Annotated in this window: 16 protein-coding genes and 1 other RNA gene; 6 read left to right on the top strand and 11 right to left on the bottom strand. The window is 48.8% G+C overall.

Annotation, left to right across the window (positions count from 1 at the left end):
- Window positions 1-19 precede the first annotated feature (19 nt).
- Window positions 20-679 (bottom strand): glutathione S-transferase family protein, encoded by a 660-nt coding sequence (locus tag H6G50_RS00960; protein WP_190712370.1) that lies wholly within the window; start codon window positions 677-679, stop codon window positions 20-22.
- A gap of 267 nt (window positions 680-946) precedes the next feature.
- Between H6G50_RS00960 and H6G50_RS00955 the strand changes: the two genes are divergently transcribed.
- Both H6G50_RS00955 and rbfA read left to right on the top strand, forming a co-directional pair.
- Window positions 947-1150: a DUF751 family protein gene (locus tag H6G50_RS00955; protein ID WP_190712368.1), complete on the top strand. Its 204-nt coding sequence runs from the start codon at window positions 947-949 to the stop codon at window positions 1148-1150.
- 87 nt (window positions 1151-1237) lie between these two features.
- Window positions 1238-1627, top strand: a complete 390-nt coding sequence (rbfA, locus tag H6G50_RS00950; protein ID WP_190712366.1) for a 30S ribosome-binding factor RbfA — start codon at window positions 1238-1240, stop codon at window positions 1625-1627.
- Between the two features lie 531 nt (window positions 1628-2158).
- Here the strand turns inward: rbfA and sat are convergent.
- The 6 genes from sat to H6G50_RS00920 all read right to left on the bottom strand — a co-directional run bounded on the left by sat (window position 2159) and on the right by H6G50_RS00920 (window position 6985).
- Window positions 2159-3334 (bottom strand): sulfate adenylyltransferase, encoded by a 1176-nt coding sequence (gene sat, locus H6G50_RS00945; protein ID WP_190712364.1) that lies wholly within the window; start codon window positions 3332-3334, stop codon window positions 2159-2161.
- Between the two features lie 135 nt (window positions 3335-3469).
- Window positions 3470-4258, bottom strand: coding sequence for a cobyrinic acid a,c-diamide synthase (locus H6G50_RS00940; RefSeq protein ID WP_199302647.1), 789 nt, complete (start codon window positions 4256-4258; stop codon window positions 3470-3472).
- 159 nt (window positions 4259-4417) lie between these two features.
- Window positions 4418-5119: a uracil-DNA glycosylase gene (locus tag H6G50_RS00935; RefSeq protein ID WP_190712989.1), complete on the bottom strand. Its 702-nt coding sequence runs from the start codon at window positions 5117-5119 to the stop codon at window positions 4418-4420.
- An 85-nt stretch (window positions 5120-5204) separates the two neighbouring features.
- The gene (locus H6G50_RS00930; RefSeq protein ID WP_190712362.1) at window positions 5205-6254 is read right to left on the bottom strand and encodes a tetratricopeptide repeat protein; all 1050 of its coding nucleotides are present in this window, start codon (window positions 6252-6254) and stop codon (window positions 5205-5207) included.
- A gap of 93 nt (window positions 6255-6347) precedes the next feature.
- On the bottom strand, window positions 6348-6674 hold the full coding sequence (locus tag H6G50_RS00925) for an SH3 domain-containing protein (protein ID WP_190712359.1): 327 nt from the start codon (window positions 6672-6674) through the stop codon (window positions 6348-6350).
- Window positions 6675-6820: 146 nt separating this feature from the next.
- Window positions 6821-6985 (bottom strand): hypothetical protein, encoded by a 165-nt coding sequence (locus H6G50_RS00920; protein ID WP_190712357.1) that lies wholly within the window; start codon window positions 6983-6985, stop codon window positions 6821-6823.
- 32 nt (window positions 6986-7017) lie between these two features.
- Here H6G50_RS00920 and dnaK point away from each other — a divergent pair, with 32 nt between their 5' ends.
- Together dnaK and H6G50_RS00910 are read left to right on the top strand one after the other, a co-directional pair.
- Complete coding sequence (dnaK, locus tag H6G50_RS00915; RefSeq protein WP_190712355.1) at window positions 7018-9165, top strand: molecular chaperone DnaK; 2148 nt, start codon at window positions 7018-7020, stop codon at window positions 9163-9165.
- 104 nt (window positions 9166-9269) lie between these two features.
- Window positions 9270-10259 carry a J domain-containing protein gene (locus H6G50_RS00910; protein ID WP_190712353.1) on the top strand — a complete coding sequence of 330 codons (990 nt, stop codon included), beginning with the start codon at window positions 9270-9272 and terminating at the stop codon, window positions 10257-10259.
- Between the two features lie 68 nt (window positions 10260-10327).
- Here H6G50_RS00910 and H6G50_RS00905 read toward each other — a convergent pair whose 3' ends face one another.
- Both H6G50_RS00905 and H6G50_RS00900 read right to left on the bottom strand, forming a co-directional pair.
- Window positions 10328-11611, bottom strand: coding sequence for a pitrilysin family protein (locus H6G50_RS00905; protein WP_190712351.1), 1284 nt, complete (start codon window positions 11609-11611; stop codon window positions 10328-10330).
- A 12-nt stretch (window positions 11612-11623) separates the two neighbouring features.
- Window positions 11624-12898 (bottom strand): pitrilysin family protein, encoded by a 1275-nt coding sequence (locus H6G50_RS00900; RefSeq protein WP_190712988.1) that lies wholly within the window; start codon window positions 12896-12898, stop codon window positions 11624-11626.
- Between the two features lie 230 nt (window positions 12899-13128).
- Between H6G50_RS00900 and ssrS the strand changes: the two genes are divergently transcribed.
- A non-coding RNA gene (gene ssrS / locus H6G50_RS00895) (6S RNA) lies at window positions 13129-13314 on the top strand.
- 295 nt (window positions 13315-13609) lie between these two features.
- On the opposite strand, the gene thrS is transcribed toward ssrS, so the two are convergent.
- Both thrS and H6G50_RS00885 read right to left on the bottom strand, forming a co-directional pair.
- A complete protein-coding gene (thrS, locus tag H6G50_RS00890; protein ID WP_190712349.1) occupies window positions 13610-15421 on the bottom strand; it encodes a threonine--tRNA ligase in 1812 nt (603 codons plus the stop codon).
- Between the two features lie 491 nt (window positions 15422-15912).
- Window positions 15913-16470 carry a transposase gene (locus tag H6G50_RS00885; protein ID WP_190712347.1) on the bottom strand — a complete coding sequence of 186 codons (558 nt, stop codon included), beginning with the start codon at window positions 16468-16470 and terminating at the stop codon, window positions 15913-15915.
- A 214-nt stretch (window positions 16471-16684) separates the two neighbouring features.
- On the opposite strand from H6G50_RS00885, the gene H6G50_RS00880 reads away from it, so the two are divergent.
- Complete coding sequence (locus tag H6G50_RS00880; RefSeq protein ID WP_190712345.1) at window positions 16685-17095, top strand: hypothetical protein; 411 nt, start codon at window positions 16685-16687, stop codon at window positions 17093-17095.
- Window positions 17096-17222: the final 127 nt, after the last annotated feature.

Here is a 17222-nt window from a genome sequence, read left to right as displayed (position 1 = left end):
CTCTGCTAAAGGCTATAATTTATCGCGCCCGTCGCTCTAAAATTTTTTTGATCGTCGGTAACGCTGCTTCCACCATTCCCGGATCTGGAGTGGTTTGTTGCCAACTTTCCCGTGCTGCAAGGCGTTCCGTCCAAGCCATGAGGTTTGGGTAAGCATCGAAGGAAAACCCCATAAACGATAAAGAGCCAACTAAAGTGCCAGCGACAATATCGGCTAAGCTAATTTCGGAGCCAGTAAAATAGGAGCCGCGATCGAGTAAACTTTCATAAAACTGCAAAGTCAGATCGATTCTTTCTCGGGCAGCTTTTTCCTTTTGCGAATCGATCTCCAGCCCGACTAAAGGCTGCATTAAAATAAGGGTTGCTGGTTGAAGCTCGTTAACCGCAATCATTTGTACCATGCGCGAGATCGCAACTTCTTCCGGCGCGATCGGCATTAAAGCCGGGGTTGGATATTTTGCTTCCAGATAGTCGAGAATTGCCAGCGATTCAAATACTCGTAAGCCATTATCGACAAGAACGGGAATGCGCTTAAAAGGATTAATTTCCAGAAATTCATCGCCCAAGCCATCGCCTTCAAAATTGACTAAAATCGGTTGAAACTGAAGCTTTTTTTCGAGCAAGGCAACCCAGACTCTACGAGCGTTTGTCGAAATAGGATTATAATAAAAAGTTAGCAAGAGCGCTCCTTTCTTAACTTCAGAATATTAGTTCATTTTAGACGCTTTCTGTGGGCTTGGGAGGCGAGGACAAAACGGAGCAACCCGAAGCGATTTATAAAGCAAACCTTAAGCTTTTGTAGCGCGGGCAACGGCGGAGTTTGGACGGCGGCTTCAACCCTACTGCGGTGTTTTTTGTACCGCGACCTGCTGAATCGCCGCCCTGACGAAGGCAGAGAAGGTCGAAGCGCTGCTATACTATGGAACTGAGATTGCAGGCTGCCCACCATGAGAGACTTTTTTGAAAATCTTTTGCGCTTTCCGCGCTTCTTTATTACGATTACGCTGGGAATTTTTTACTCCGTCTACGAGTGGTTTAAACCCTTGTTGAAAAATCGCGTTACGGCGATCGCGTTTTTCGGAATGCTAGCGGCGGGATTTTTGTTTATATTTTTTACACTGCGCGCCATGCTGGGTCTAGCAACCGTCTAGACTAGAAAAGGCATATCCTCAGCCGCCCGCGCGGATTGGTTAAGGACTGCTGTGGTAATCGTATAATTCTTTTTCGAGGCCGAAGTCATGGCTACTAATCGTCGCGTCGCTCGAGTTGCTTCGGCGATCGAGCGCGAAGTCAGTTTGATGCTACTCCACGATATTAAAGACGATCGCGTCGGTGCAGGGATGGTAAGCATCACCGAAGTCGATGTTTCCGGCGACTTGCAACACGCGAGAATCTTTGTCAGTATCTACGGAACCGAAGAAGCTAAGGCGGAGACAATGGAAGGTTTAATCTCCTCAACCGGCTTTGTTCGGCGCGAACTCGGACATCGCATCCGCTTGCGCCGAACCCCAGAAGTAATGTTCATTGAAGATCGTTCCCTAGAACGGGGGCATAATATGGTTCACCTACTCAACCGCTTAAGCCAAGAGCGAGAAGAACGAGGCTACACCTTTGATGAAGAAGAATAGTTCTAATTGATAATGGATAACGTCTTAAGTAATTGATAATGAACAATGGACAATGGATGAATGGCGCTGAAATAAGAGTTGAAAAATCGCCCGTAGAGACGTTGTATACAACGTCTCTACAGATAATTTCGTAGGGTGGGCAGCGCCCACCAGCCTTAAGTCAGTGCCATTCGACAATGGATAACGTCTTGAATAATGGATGATGGATATAGCGTTTTTCCAATGGATGAGGTACAAAAATTGAAATTAGATGAGTAGGGGCGAATGGTATTCGCCCGCACTGTATACCTCACGCAAACGAAAAATGCTATAACGTTCGGAGTCGTTAATTGCTCTGTTGAGTCCTAGTCTCTTTTCGGTAAATAGAGAACGGCAATTCGTAATTCGTAACGCTCCATCCGTATCGCGATCGCAAACCTCAAGCAATTAAGAGGCATAAAACCCCTCATTACGAACTACGAACTACGAACTACGAATTACGAATTACGAATTACGAATTACGAATTACGAATTACGAATTATTAATTAAACCTATTCTGCCATTGCTTGCATCGCTTTAGCCAACTCCGCCGCCACTTCCGGACGCGAGAACTGCGGCGGCGGCAACTCGCCCCGACGCAACATCTCGCGCACCTTCGTTCCCGACAAATGCACCCGCTGTTCTGGCGTACTCGGACTGGTTTTCTTCGTCGCCATCTGCTCCGTCACCTTACAGTAAAAAGCGTGTTCAAACATCATCGGCACAATTCCCAACTCTGCCGGTTCAAACTCATCAAAAATGTATTGAGCGTCGTAAGTGCCGTAATAATCGCCAACCCCCGCATGGTCGCGACCGACGATAAAATGCGTGCAGCCATAATTTTTGCGCACTAGGGCGTGGAAAATCGCCTCCCGAGGTCCTGCATAGCGCATCGAGCAAGGATTAATCGCCAAAATAACTCGATCCTTTGGGAAATAATGCTCCACCATAATTTCATAGCAGCGCATCCGCACGTCAGCCGGGATATCGTCACTCTTCGTCACGCCGACGAGAGGATGCAAAAATAAACCGTCAACGATTTCTAAAGCGCATTTTTGGATGTATTCGTGGGCGCGGTGGATGGGATTGCGAGTTTGGAAACCAACGACCGTTTTCCAGCCTTTTTCCTTAAACATTCGGCGCGATTCCGCCGGATCGATCTGGTAAGTTGGGAAAAGGGGATGGGAATCGCGTTCCAAGAGCCAAATCGGACCGGCTAAATTAATCGGTCCCTGGTCGTAAATCGCTTTTACGCCGGGATGTTTCGTCTCTTCAGTACGGTAGACGTTAATTGCTTCGTGAGCCTTGTTGTAGCGATACTTTTGCGTTAACTCTAACACCCCGATGAACCGTCCCGTCGGATCGTCCAAACGCACCCAGTTGCCCTCTTGGAGCGTATCGGCAACTTCTTCTGTCACCGAAAGCGTGACAGGAATCGACCAAGGCAAGCCATTGGCAAGCCGCATATTATCGACTACACTCTCGTAGTCTTTCTGTTCCATAAAGCCGCACAGGGGGCTTAACGCGCCGATCGCGATTGTAACTAAATCGGAGGTGGCCCGTTCGTCGAGTTGAACTCGCGGTAATTGTTCTGCCTGCGCTAAGAACTCTTGACGTTCGGTTTCGCTAGCAATGCGATTGACTAAACGACCGCCGTGGGGCGCATTTGCTGCAAAGTTTACACTCATGTAGGGTTTCTCGAGGTGAGACTTTTAAATTTATTAGGGATTACTCCTTTTCGATACTACCAAGTCTAGCCGTCTTACAGCAATCTCAAATCTCAAAACTCATCAACACGCCCGATGTTTTCAACCGCTCCTCGACTAATTCACAGCGCCTTCGAGTTCGGGTTCAAAAATATAGTTGTAATCAAAGGTTACATGATTGATATTACGCACGATTGAAAAACCCAAATGACTGACAATATCGGTAACAAAAGTCACCATGACCAACTCGACTAATTTCTTTTCCCCAATTTGAGGAATTTCCACAAAATAACTTCTTTTAGCAAAAAAAAGTTTGCGGTCTTTCGGATTAATGATTCCATTCAGTTGATGCGTATTTTGGATGGGTTTGATATACCTTAAATAAAACTCTTCTTGGTTGGCTTGCAACAAATAGAGCTTTTCGTGTTGCATCCAACTCATTTTAAACAACATTTTAAGAACCTCGAATCCTAAAATGTAATTCAGAACGTAGTTTTTTTCTTTTGGATTAATTCCCAATCGCAAAGCGGATTCGAGATATCGACCGGGCTTGCGACGAACATCCTGGGCGGAGTGAATATAAAACTGACGAATATAATTCCTCAGCAAATCTAAGCTCAATTGAGTATCGATATGAAATCGATCGAGATAAGACTGAACTTTTTTTTGCGTATCGTAGTCTTCAACGATCTTAGCAATCAGCCCATCCGCCGTATATTCATCTAAAAAATCAATTTGTACGTCGGGAGAAGCCGAACAGAGTAAATAGCACAGAGAAAGAAGATAGCGACGTTGTTTCCAGTCTAAACTTTCAGCCCATTGTCTGACTTCAGCCGGAATTTTATCAAACATGGGACTGAGTTTACTGCTTTCGAGAATCGAGGGGACGACATGGGGAACAGGCATGAGTTTATTCTCAAACGAGAGGAAATTGCAGAGTGAGATAGCGTGGATGTTAGCACAAGCATTTCACCCGAAAAAGTGGGGTGCGTTGCCCTGAATTTAGCCCGACGCTGACTTATTCAAGCGCTTACAGTCGTTACGTTCCCCCAAGCTTGCCGCTTGCTAACTCGCGCGCAACTCGTCACAGCGAGAGCGGATTTCGCGAATATCTTGCCACATTAACCATTTCGGACTGCCCTTTTCCGCAGAAGGGTTGCGTAGCAGATAAGCGGGATGAAAAATTGCCATACAAAGCCGATTGTCCCATTCTAACCATTGACCTCGAACTTTTGTAATCCCCCGTTTATCGCCTGTTAACCCTTTGAGGGCTGTCGCGCCAGCGAACAGAATAATTTTTGGGTCTACAAGGCGAATTTGTTCGAGCAGGTAGGGTTTGCAAGCTTCAATTTCTGCGGCTTCTGGCGTGCGGTTTCCCGGGGGGCGACATTTAACCATGTTGGCAATGTAAATATCGTTTTCTACGGTCAATTCGACGGAAGCTAAGATTTTCTCTAACAGTTGTCCGGATTTGCCAACAAAGGGCAGTCCGGTTTCATCTTCTTGCTGTCCGGGGCCTTCGCCGATAATCATGATATCCGCTTGGGGATTGCCGCGACTGATGACAGTATTGATGCGGGTGCGTCCGAGTTGGCAACGCTGACACCCCTGACAGTGGGGAATGAGTTGTTCGAGGTTGGCGTAAGTTCCGGGGGGAATGGGAACGCTTGCAGAAGTTGGGATGGCCTCAAAATTGGTGGGAGCTTTCGGGGATGCGGGTTCTGAGTCTGCGCTCTCGAACAAGCTCAGTTGTTTTTCTTCGGTCATAGGGGCGGTGGAGCGATCGCGTCGCACAATAACAAAATCTTCGAGCATTGTACCGAAAACGCGATCGCGGCGAGACGAGTCCCCCTTATTCCAAGCCCGATTGCCACAAAAAGTCTTGAACTTCGGTGGCTTTTTGGGCGTTACCGGCATCTTGAAACAAGGCTTTGGCGCGTTGCAGGCTCCGAGAGGCTTCTGGGCGCTGGTGATGTCGATAAAAAGCTAAGCCTAAATGATAGTGAGCTTCGGCATTATTCGGGGAAACTGCAATCGCGTCGCGCCAAATCGCAATTTCTTGCTCTAATGCCTGCAAATTCGTCGATTCTTTTGGCAAACTTGACTCTAGTTTTTTGAGTTGTTTGGCAATATACTCAACGACTCTTCGTTTGCCTTTTAACATTTCTGTTTCGTAAGTTGTCAGCCAAATTCGCTCGCCAGACTTTAACAATAAAACGATCGAATATTCACTATAATTAATCGTTTGCAACCAGCGAGTCATGCGGGTATGGTGAGAAGTTTCTATAAGCGCGCGATCGCATTCTATTAAGGAATACTCGATTGTTCCCTTTCTCCACCCATTTCGTTGTTTTAATACCAGCAATCTCCTTTCGGTATCGCAGTCACAGCTTAAGAACTCGCAGTCATCGCGGGCAATGCCAAAAAGGAATAGTATTCCTAAAATCCAGATAAATAATCCCCAGAATAGACCCAATAGCCGCTCGTCTTGACTGACTTCTAGGGAAGTTTGTTTGGGGTTTCTAATAAAAGTATTAATGAGATCGGCGATCGCATATTTTTGACCGCGAAAAGAAGTACGAGGAAAATCAATTTCGCCCGTTTGAGTTAAAAGGCTCAATCTGTAACTCTGACCTCTCCCAGCATAAGTCGAGCGGACGCTTGCTTGTTGCAACGAATCGAGCGGAATTTCAGTAATTTTTGGGGAGTGAAAGCCCCGTTCTACCAGTTGGCAGCGAGCGGGAGTTAAGGATTGGCGATCGCAAGTTAGGGTTGCGATCGAAAAATTGAAAATGGGTAGAATTAGCCCCCCGCCGGTAAAAATTGCACCCATAAACAGAAAAAACCAGGAAATATCCCAAACGATTAATCGAGTGGGCGTTTTTCTAACAAAAATTTCCATGAGTCTTAAGATGTAATGGGCGATCGCAAATCGATCTGTTTTGCCTTGAATTCGCGATCGCTTAATACTTCGACTTTAATCGATTCAGGCGACTTAAATATCCAGGTAAATAGAAGTCACCCAACCTCCCCCTTGCAGTTGAACCCATGCTCCACTGGTGCGCCCGGATAAAACGCATTGCCCGCCATTGCGAAGCGTCCGCACGACTCGATAGTTCCCTCCCGGGCCGGAACGAACGTTCAGCGGGCCGCCTTCGGGGGTGCGGACGGTGACTCTGCGACCTGCTAAATTAATGCGTTGGGCGAGCAGTTGTGGGGAGGTTTGGGGCGAAATGTTGCTCGCGGCTCCGGGACTGGCAAAACTGCCAAGCGCGATCGCGCCAAGGGCTAAAATGAGCGTGCAGCGATAGGTTGCTTTCATGAGTTTCAATTCCTTACGGTGTTGCTCTGATGTTAAACAGCAACTTTATCGCTGGGCAGCCAGTGCAAGGCACAAAAGAAACTGGAATAGGTCTGCCGAAATTGAGCTTGGCTATTTTGTAGACAACTACATTTAACAGGCTTAGTTTACGCGATCGCCATGCCAATCCCACCGGGAAACTGACCTTCGCGCTGTCGCTCGTTGCCCGGAATTGATAGCGGTTTGGTCGTAATCTCCGAACCTCGCGTGACAAACGAACCCACCTGCGTCAAGATAAAATTAAAATAGCCACTTAATATTTGTACAAACATCTCACCAGCGGATTAGATTAAACGGAGCGCGCATGGCAAGAGTAGTCGGTATAGACTTAGGAACAACAAACTCGGTGGTAGCCGTGATGGAAGGCAGCAAGCCCCTCGTCATTGCGAACTCAGAAGGGATGCGAACCACGCCCTCCGCTGTAGGCTTCAATAAAGATGGCGAGCTTGTTGTCGGTCAAATGGCGCGCCGTCAAGCCGTCCTCAATCCACAGAATACTTACTACGCCGTCAAACGCTTCATGGGACGCAAGTATGCCGAACTTACCCCCGAATCCAAGCGCGTTCCCTACACCATCCGCAAAGATGAAAGCGGCAATATCAAAATTCGCTGTCCGCGTCTGCGCAAGGAATTCGCCCCCGAAGAAGTCTCGGCCATGATTTTGCGCAAGCTTGCCGAAGAAGCAGAACGCTACCTCGGCGAACCCGTCACCGGCGCGGTAATCACCGTTCCCGCTTACTTCAACGACTCCCAGCGCCAAGCGACGCGGGATGCAGGCAGAATTGCCGGTTTAGATGTCCTGCGCATCATTAACGAACCGACAGCCGCTTCCCTCGCTTACGGCCTAGATCGGCAAAAAAGTCAAACCATTTTAGTCTTCGATTTGGGCGGCGGAACCTTTGATGTTTCGCTGTTAGAAGTGGGCGATGGCGTATTTGAAGTGCTAGCCACGAGTGGCGATACGCAGTTAGGGGGAAACGATTTCGACAAGCGGATTGTCGATTGGCTGGCAGAGAAATTTCTCGAGTCGGAAGGAGTGGATTTGCGCAAGGATCGTCAAGCTTTGCAACGCCTGACGGAAGCCGCAGAAAAGGCAAAAATCGAACTTTCTGGGGTGAGCAATACTGAAATTAATCTGCCCTTTATCACCGCGACGGATGAGGGGCCGAAACATATCGAAACGCGCCTCTCTCGCCTCGAATTTGAAGAGTTATGCGGCGATCTCGTCAGTCGCTTGCGCCGTCCTTTGCAGCGCGTTTTGCGGGATGCGGGGATTAGCCCGGTGCAGGTGGATGAAGTGGTGTTAGTGGGCGGTTCGACGCGCATTCCCTTAGTGCAAGGGTTAGTCCGCAGTTTTATCGATCGCGAAGCCAATCAAAATGTCAACCCCGATGAAGTCGTGGCGGTGGGGGCGGCGATTCAAGCGGGGATTTTGGGCGGACAGGTGAAGGACGTGCTGCTGCTGGATGTTACGCCGCTTTCTTTGGGGTTGGAAACGATAAGCGGCGCGATGAAAAAGTTGATTCCGCGCAATACGACGATTCCGGTGCGCCGTTCCGATGTGTTTTCGACGGCGGATAACAATCAGACGGTGGTGGAAGTTCACGTCCTGCAAGGCGAGCGGGAAATGGCGAAGGATAATAAGTCGTTGGGGCGCTTTAAGCTGACGGGAATTCCACCCGCACCGCGCGGCGTACCGCAAATTCAAGTGGCTTTCGATATCGATGCCAATGGGATTTTGCAAGCGGTGGCGATGGATCGAACGACAGGGCGCGAGCAGAGTATTGTGGTGCAAGGCGCTTCGACGTTGAGCGAGGCGGAGATTAATCGCGCGATTCAGGAGGCAGAGGAGTTTGCACAAGTCGATCGCGAGCGGCGAGAACGGGTGGAAAAACGCAATCGCGCCCAGGCGTTAATCGACCAGTCTCAGCGGCGTTTGCGCGAGATAACGTTGGATTTTGGCAATCAGTTTGCGAGTTATTATCGCCGTCAGATCGAGTCGTTAATGGGCGATTTACGGTTGTATTTGGAGAAAAACGACGAGCGGGGGATCGATCGCGCCCAGGCAAATTTGCAAGATGCGCTTTATGAGTTGAATCGCGAGGTGCGCTTGCAATATGAGGATGAGAAGGAGGATTTCTTCGGCTCGATTCGGCGCACGTTTACTGGCGAAAAGGATCCCGAAGATCGCGGTTACAATTACGGCGGTTCGGAGCGCGATCGCGGTTACAATTACGGCAGTAATGAGCGCGCGCGCGATTATGATTATGGCAGTTCGGAGCGCGATCGCTACGCGCCAGACAGTCGCAATAGTCGGAACGATCGCGTTCCGTCCGCCCGCGAGCGCCGCGACTCTTTTACTGAGGAGTCTACCCCCAATCGCCGTAATGCTTCGCGCCGCAATTACGAATACCAAAACGATTGGGATGAGGAAGATGACGATTGGTTTTAACGGATTCAGTCGCGAGTTCTGCACCCCAAGGCTAATCTCTGCGGGAGCGCTCCTCTAAAGTTCTGTAGCGATTGGCGATCGGTTTTGAATGCAATCATAACCCTATGGAAAATTTCCGCAATTATTACGAAGTCCTCGAAGTCGAACGCGATGTTTCATTTCAAGATCTGAAGAAAGCCTATCGCAAGTTAGCGCTGCGCTATCATCCCGATCGCAATCCCGGCGATCTCACTGCCGAAGAAAAGTTTAAGGCCATTAACGAAGCTTACGGCGTTCTCTCCGACGAAAATAAGCGATCGCAGTACGACCAATTTAGCGACTACGTGCGGCGAACGGGGAATATCGGGAAAAATGGGCGATCGGGAGCGAAAAAACGAGCAAGTAGCAACGATTACAGCCAGTACCGCGATTTTGACCGCTTCGTTGAAGATATGCTCAATCGCCCGAACGCTAAGGTTCGCGTCGAGGATCCGAAAGAAGCGTATCGCCCTGGTACGACCAAAACTGCTTACACCGTCGGCGCTACGGGAAAAACGACAGTCGAACGACCGCCGCGCGCCACAACCGTTGCACCGCCGCGCCGCCGGGATATCGAAGCGCGGTTGACGCTGCCCCTAGAAAAGGCTTATTTGGGCGGCAGAGAGCGGATTAGACTGGAAGACGGGCGATCGCTAGAAGTCGATATGCCCCCCGGGATGGTCAACGCCCAGCGCGTTCGCCTCAAAGGACAAGGCATCGGCGGCGGCGATCTTTACCTCAAAATTACGCTTCAGCCTCACTCATTTTTTCAACTACAAGGATTCGATTTATTCTGTCAAATTCCGCTCACGCCGAGCGAGGCAATTTTGGGCGGTGCGATTGAAGTGCCAACGATTGATGGGCCGGTGAAAATGAATCTCCCCGGCGGCGTAAAAGCCGGTCAGCGCTTGCGTTTATCGAGTAAAGGCTATCTCAAAACCGATGGCACGCGCGGCGATCAGTTAGTAGAAGTTCAAGTCGTTCTGCCCTCAGAAGTTAGCCCCCAAGAACGGGAACTCTACGAGCAATTGCGATTAATTGAGACGTTTAATCCCCGCCACAATCTCGGAGTTTGAGAGAAGAGTGAGGTTTTACGAAATACGATTTATTTTTGTAATTTTGTAACTCACTCACCCCTCATCATTCATAATGTTGCTTGCGCGATCGCCTCTTCCGGCCCAACTAAGGAAATATAGGGCGCGGGGCTAAAATAGCGACAAGCAACCTCCTGTGCGATTTCTGGCGTAACTTCGCGCACGCCTTCTTGAAACGTTTCATCAAACTCAATCCCTACGCCCAAGGTTTCGTACCAGCCATAACTTTGGGCGATTTCAGCATTGGTTTGCTTGCCGAGCGCATATTGACCGAGGAGTTTATTCTTTGAGGCTTGCAGTTCCTCGAGACTGAGAGGCGCGTGACAGAGGCGTTCGATTTCGGCGTGCAACCCTTGCAGCGCGATCGCGCTATTATTGGGTGCAGTTCCGATATAAGCGACAAACTGCGACGCATCCAAACGCGTGGGATAGAAAGCTGAAACATCGTAAGCGAGTCCCCGTTTTTCGCGCAGTTCCACAAAAAGACGGCTGGATAAACCATTTCCGAGGTAGGTACTGAGGAGTTTGAGCGGGATATAATCGTCGCTAGCGATCGCAGCCGTTAAATAACCGAGAACGACAATCGCTTGTTGGGTCGCTTGGGGTTTGAGATGTCGGCTCGGATTGGGGGTTAAAGAAGGAAGTTTGAGGGGGGGAAGAGCCGTTTCCGGGGCTTTCCAGTCGCCAAAAACGCGATCGATTAATTCCACTGCCTCTTCGGGCGCAATGCGTCCGGACAGTGAAATAATCAAGTTATCGGGGCGAAAATAGGTTTGATGGTACTCTGCTAAATCATCCCGCGCAATTTGAGCAACGGTCGCTTCGGTTCCCAGACTCGAAATGCCGTAAGGATGCTCGGCATACATCGCTTCTCGCAGTTGATGATAAGCGATGTTGAAGGGTTGCTCTTGTTGGGAGCGGATGCTTTGCAGCGTGAGTTTTTGTTCGAGTTCGACTTCGCGTTCGGGCAGCGTCGGCGATCGCACGATTGCCGCCACTAATGCTAAAATCGCGCTAAAATCGGCAGAAACCGTCTTAATACTGGTTACAAAGTAGTCGGCGGCTGCATCCGTGCCGACCGATGCGCCTATCGATTCAATTTTTTCAGCAATTTCGGTGGCGCTCAAACCGGGTATGCCTTTTGTCATCGTACTGGCAAGCAGGTGCGCGAGTCCGGCTTTCGAGCGCGGTTCCCTACAACTGCCTGCCTTGAAGAACAAGCGAGCGGCAATAATATCAGCAACATTATTTTCGACGGTAATTAGCGTGATGCCATTGTCGAGAACGGTACGATGAACGAAGGAATGACGCAGACGAGAGGAAAGTTTTTGCATTGGGGTTGAGTTTTAAAGCTGCTTCATAATGGTGGCAGCATACTTATCGGGAGCGAGATAGGTTCGGGCGATATCTTGAAGGTCGTCAACGTTGAGTTGTTGAACGATGGTTGGGTAAAGTATCGATAATTCTGCCGAGGCAATTGTATTGTAGTAACCGTACAACCCAGCCAATTGACTCGGTGTTTCGGTTGAAAAGGCGTAATCGTTGCAAAGAACGCGCTTGCCCCGCAGGAGTTCTGCGCTCTCGACGGGAAAGGCTTGCAGTTGCGAGAAGCGATCGCCGATAATGGCTTCTACGCGGTCTAAATTCTGGGGTTCGAGCCAAGCAACGACGGTAAACAGGCTAGAGTCGCGCTGCAAAGAAAACTCGCTGGCGATATCAAAAACTAAATTCCGCTCCTCTCGCAATTCTCGGACTAACCGCGAAGAACGCCCGCCCGCTAGCAACACCGACAGCAAATCCATACCAAAAGCAGCCGGTAAATCGTCCGCCCCCGGTCCCAACCACGCCATTAATAACCGCGCCATTTCCAAGCGGGGTAAGCGCAGTTCCGTGCGGCGAATTCCCGTCATTTGGGGGTCGTTGCTGAGGGCAGTAGGCGGGCATTCCGATCGCGTGTTAAAGTCTTGGAAAGCGCGATCGACCAGCGAGAGCGCAGATTCCTGTTCGATATCGCCGACAATCGCCACCGTCATATTTTCCGGCTGGTAATAAGTGCGGTGAAAGCAGCGCATTTGATTGGGAGAACGCGAGCGTATCTGTTCCTCCGTTCCCAAAATCGAGCGCCCGTAGACGTGACACTGATATAAACTATCGCACAGCGCTTGAAATCCCAGCCAGTCTGGGTCGTCGTGACAAGAGCGAATTTCCTCAATCACGACCTCTTTTTCCCGCATAAATTCTTCATCGGGAATCGCAGCGTGCAACAGGATATCCGCGAAGTAAGGCAGGACTTCCGGTAAATTTGCTGCCGAGGTCGTCATAAAAAAATGAGCGTAATCGTGGGCGGTTGCCGCATTGGCTAGCCCGCCGCTATTTTCGATGCGAAAGTCGAACTCGCCCGGAGCGACGCGCGAACTTCCTTTGAAAATCATGTGTTCGAGAAAATGCGCGATGCCTTGCCATTGTTCCGGTTCGTCTCGAGCGCCCGCTCGCACCCACACATCGACAGCTACCACCGACGTGGTACTTAAATGTTGGTGGATAACCGTTAACCCATTCTCGAAGCGGAAGACATTCGCCGGAAATTCGAGAGTATTGAGCGAGCGCGATCGTTGTTGCAACTTAATCACTAAGCAGGGATATGCTGATTATCGTTTCATGTATCGTAACGCTTTATTCTCACTTTTTTCGTCTTGGTTATACGAGAATTTTGACCGAAGTCGCCCTTTGGGGATTTATGATTGCGATCGCACCTCCTCCCCCTCAAGTACGGTTCGGGTCGAGCAAGCCGTACTCCCATTCTCCAGATCGAGGCTTACGCTTTTCTCAAAATCGAGTAATATAGTAAAAGATTGAACTGCAACGTTGGTGACTGCCAATATAGTTTATTGATCTATGCTTGTAATATAAGGGAATTCGCAAGCTCCGGTGGCAGTAGACTGGGCATTAGTACCCAGAAACTTTATACCAAGAGCGCGATTACCCACCTGGCTCGTCCAGGTCATAAGCTGAGGTAAAACGGCGTTGCGGTCAATTTTTTTGGCCATCAGTATTGATGTGAAACTGCATAGAATCAAAAGTAGGGTGTGTTAGCGAAGCGTAACGCACCGTTATCCTGAAAATTTAGGAGAGTTTATTCTAGGCAAAATCATCTTAAATTAGTCTAAGACCCAATTGATGTGAAACTGCATAGAATCAAAAGTAGGATGTGTTGGCGAAGCGTAACGCACCATAATCTTAACCAAAAATCAAGGGGAGTCGATTCTGTGTAACGTCATATTCAAGTAGAGACGTTCCACCGGAACGCCTCTATCTTGGACTAACCCTTAACCTCAGAAATCCACCCGTTCCCGGTTTGCGCGCTGCATCCGCTCCACAACTTCCGCCACCGGAATCGCACCCAACTCTCCCGAAGCGCGCGTGCGGATGTTCAAAGCATTGCTTTCCACTTCCTTCGCTCCAATCACCGCCATCACGGGAATCTTGGCTTTTTCTGCATTGCGAATCAACTTTCCTAAGCGTTCCCCGCTCGTATCGACTTGGACGCGCGCGCCTGCGAGTTGCAACTTCGCGGCAACTTCCTGCGCGTAGCCCAAAAACTCATCGCTAATGCAGAGTAAGCGCACCTGTTCTGGAGCTAACCATACCGGGAAATCGCCTGCATATTCCTCAATCAAAATTCCCACCAACCTTTCGAGAGAACCAAAGGGCGCGCGGTGAATCATAACCGGACGCTGGCGCGTTCCATCTTCCGCGACATATTCCAACTCAAAGCGTTCGGGAAGGTTATAGTCTACCTGCACCGTCCCCAACTGCCACTCGCGCTCGAGGGCATCTTGGAAGATAAAATCGAGTTTCGGGCCATAAAACGCAGCCTCGCCGATGCCTTCAAAATGGTTCATCCCCAAGTGTTCGACAGCACGACGGATGGCATTTTCTGCCTTATTCCAAGCATCCTCAGAACCGATGTACTTATCCAATTCGGGATCTCGGAAACTCAAGCGCGCCTTAAAGTTCTTCAGTTGCAGCGCTTTAAACACTGAGAGGATTAAATCGACAACCTTAAGGAACTCATCGTCTAACTGTTCGGGGGTGACAAACAGGTGAGAATCATCGACGGTAAAGCCGCGTACCCGCGTTAAACCGCCTAATTCGCCCGATTGCTCGTAACGATACACAGTGCCGAATTCCGCCAAACGCATCGGTAACTCGCGGTAGGAACGCAACTCATTCTTATAAATTTGAATGTGGAAGGGGCAGTTCATCGGTTTGAGGACAAATCCGCGATCGCTCGCAGCCTCTTCCTCACTTTCTGCCATCATGGGGAACATATCCTCGCGATACTTCTGCCAATGTCCCGATTGCTTGAACAAATCGACGCGCGCGAGGTGAGGCGTAACCACGGGTAAATAGCCGCGTTTGAGTTGTTCCTGCTTGAGGAAATCTTCGAGGGTAGAGCGCAAAATCGTTCCCTTCGGAGTCCAGAGCGGTAGCCCCGGCCCCACCAAATCGGAGAAAATAAATAAACCCAACTCTTTGCCTAACTTGCGATGGTCTCGTCGCAGCGCTTCTTCCTTGCGTCGCTTGTACTCGGCGAGTTGTTCGGGAGTTTCCCAAGCGGTTGCATAAATGCGTTGCAGTTGCGCCTTATTCTCGTCGCCGCGCCAATACGCCCCCGCCACGCTTTCAAGCGCGATCGCTTTCGGGTTCAATTCTGCGGTACTCTCAACATGGGGGCCGGCGCACAAATCCCACCATTCCTCACCGAGATGGTAAATCGTGATGGGTTCGGTTTTAATCTCCTCAAGGATTTCCAGCTTATACGGTTCTTGAATCCCTTCAATGCGGCGTTTCGCTTCCTCGCGCGAAACTTCCTCCCGAATCACCGGCAGTTTCTTTTTGATAATCTTATCCATCTCCTTCTTGATAGCTTTCAAGTCTGCTTCGGTGAAGGGTTCGGGACTATCGAAATCGTAGTAAAATCCGGTTTCCGTCCACGGGCCAATCGTCACTTGCGCTGTCGGGAACAACTTCTGCACGGCCATCGCCATGACGTGGGAGGCAGTATGGCGAATCTTTTTGAGGGGTTCGGACTCGCTGGTACGCGGGAGTCGCATCGGTTCGTTGTTGCTAGCGTTAGACATCGGTCTTGTTAATCTGTCCGCGAACGGTTTCTATTTTTCTTTATGATAGCGGCAATAAACCCTCGCACTTCCAGGGAGCTAAGGAATTCTTCAATTGTTTTCCGTATTCTTGACTTGTAGGGCGGGCAAGGGAATGAGTCGGATTTTTTGAGAGTTCCGCACCAATTAGGGCATTGCAGTGCAATGCCCCTACAGATAAAATTGAGTGCATCACAATTAGGAATTGATTTAACGAAGATATCAACACTACATAAATCGCCAAATTCTGTTGGGGTATAACATTGTTATGCCCTCTGTCCCTACCCATAAAATTGAGTGCATCAGGATTGGGAATTGGTATAACAGAAGATATTAACATTACATAAATCGCCAAATTCTGTAGGGGCATAACACTGTTATGCCCGGTTACGCCCGGTTATGCCCGGTTATGCCCGGTTATGCCCGGTTACGCCCGGTTACGCCCGGTTACGCCCGGTTATGCCCGGTTATGCTCAAAACTGTAAATCCAACTCAAGACTGCATCCTACAGAAAGATATTCCGGGTCATTTTCCCAAACTAGAGGATTATCGATAATATACTGACGAATTGAACTCAAAGACTCTTCATCGCGAACGATGTGTTCGTAATAATTCTTCTGCCAAATCGGATAAGCTTTACTATTGCAGAGCAGATTAATTTTACGAGTAACAGCCGCTTTGTAACAACGGAGAATTGAGGAAACTGAACCGCTGACCATTTTGCCAAATTCTTGGGTTGCCTCAGAACTCCAAGCTGTTTCGTGCAGAATTGTCAAAAGACCGTGAAGATGATTGGGCATGATAACGAAAACATCTAAATTCACTCCATCGAAATGATGGGGGATTTCCTGCCAGCAGGAACGGGCAATTTTACCGAGAGCATTGAGATGGACTTCGCCTCCAACAATCTTGCCAAACCAACATTGTTTCTCGTAGGTACAAAGAGTAATAAAATACGTTCCATTTTGTCGATAGTCATAGTTTTTGAGGCGAATAGACCGTCGATGATGAATTTGCGGATCGTATTTCATTGCGTTTTCATCTCTAAGTTAGTAATGGCGATCTGTAGGGGCATAACACTGTTATGCCCTGTAAATATTATGCTGTAACAATGTTGTGAATTTGCTTGCAGCCCGTCTTTGATTATATGCCAAGGTTGGATGATTTGGTTTTTTGGGTTTGAGACCTAACTTTTTTGGGCATAAAGTGTTATGCCCCTACGCTCTGAATATTGATTATATGCCAATGTTGGATGATTTGGGTTTTTCGGGTTTGGGAAATAACTTTTTTGGGCATAAAGTGTTATGCCCCTACGCTCTGAATATTGATGGTATTCCAATGTTGGATTACTTGGTTTTTTGGGGTTTGAGACCTGACTTTTTTGGGCATAAAATATTATGCCCCTACGCTCTGAATATTGATGGTATTCCAATCTTGGATGATTGTGTTTTTTCGGGTTTGAGACGTAACTTTTTTGGGCATAAAATGTTATACCCCTACGCTCTGAATATTGATGGTATGCCAATGTTGGATGATTGGGTTTTTTGGGGTTTGAAACATAACTTTTTTGGGCATAAAATATTATGCCCCTACAATCTGAATATTGATGGTATTCCAATCTTGGATGATTGGGGTTTTTTCGGGTTTGAGACCTAACTTTTTTGGGCATAAAATGTTATGCCCCTACGCTCTGAATATTGATGGTATTCCAATCTTGGATGATTGGGGTTTTTTCGGGTTTGAGACCTAACTTTTTTGGGCATAAAGTGTTATGCCCCTACGC

The sequence above is a fragment of the Oscillatoria sp. FACHB-1406 genome (assembly GCF_014698145.1).
In the GTDB taxonomy this organism is placed as follows: domain Bacteria; phylum Cyanobacteriota; class Cyanobacteriia; order Cyanobacteriales; family Spirulinaceae; genus FACHB-1406.
Note: the sequence above shows the minus strand (reverse complement) of the source record. Positions and strands in the feature narration are given on the sequence as shown.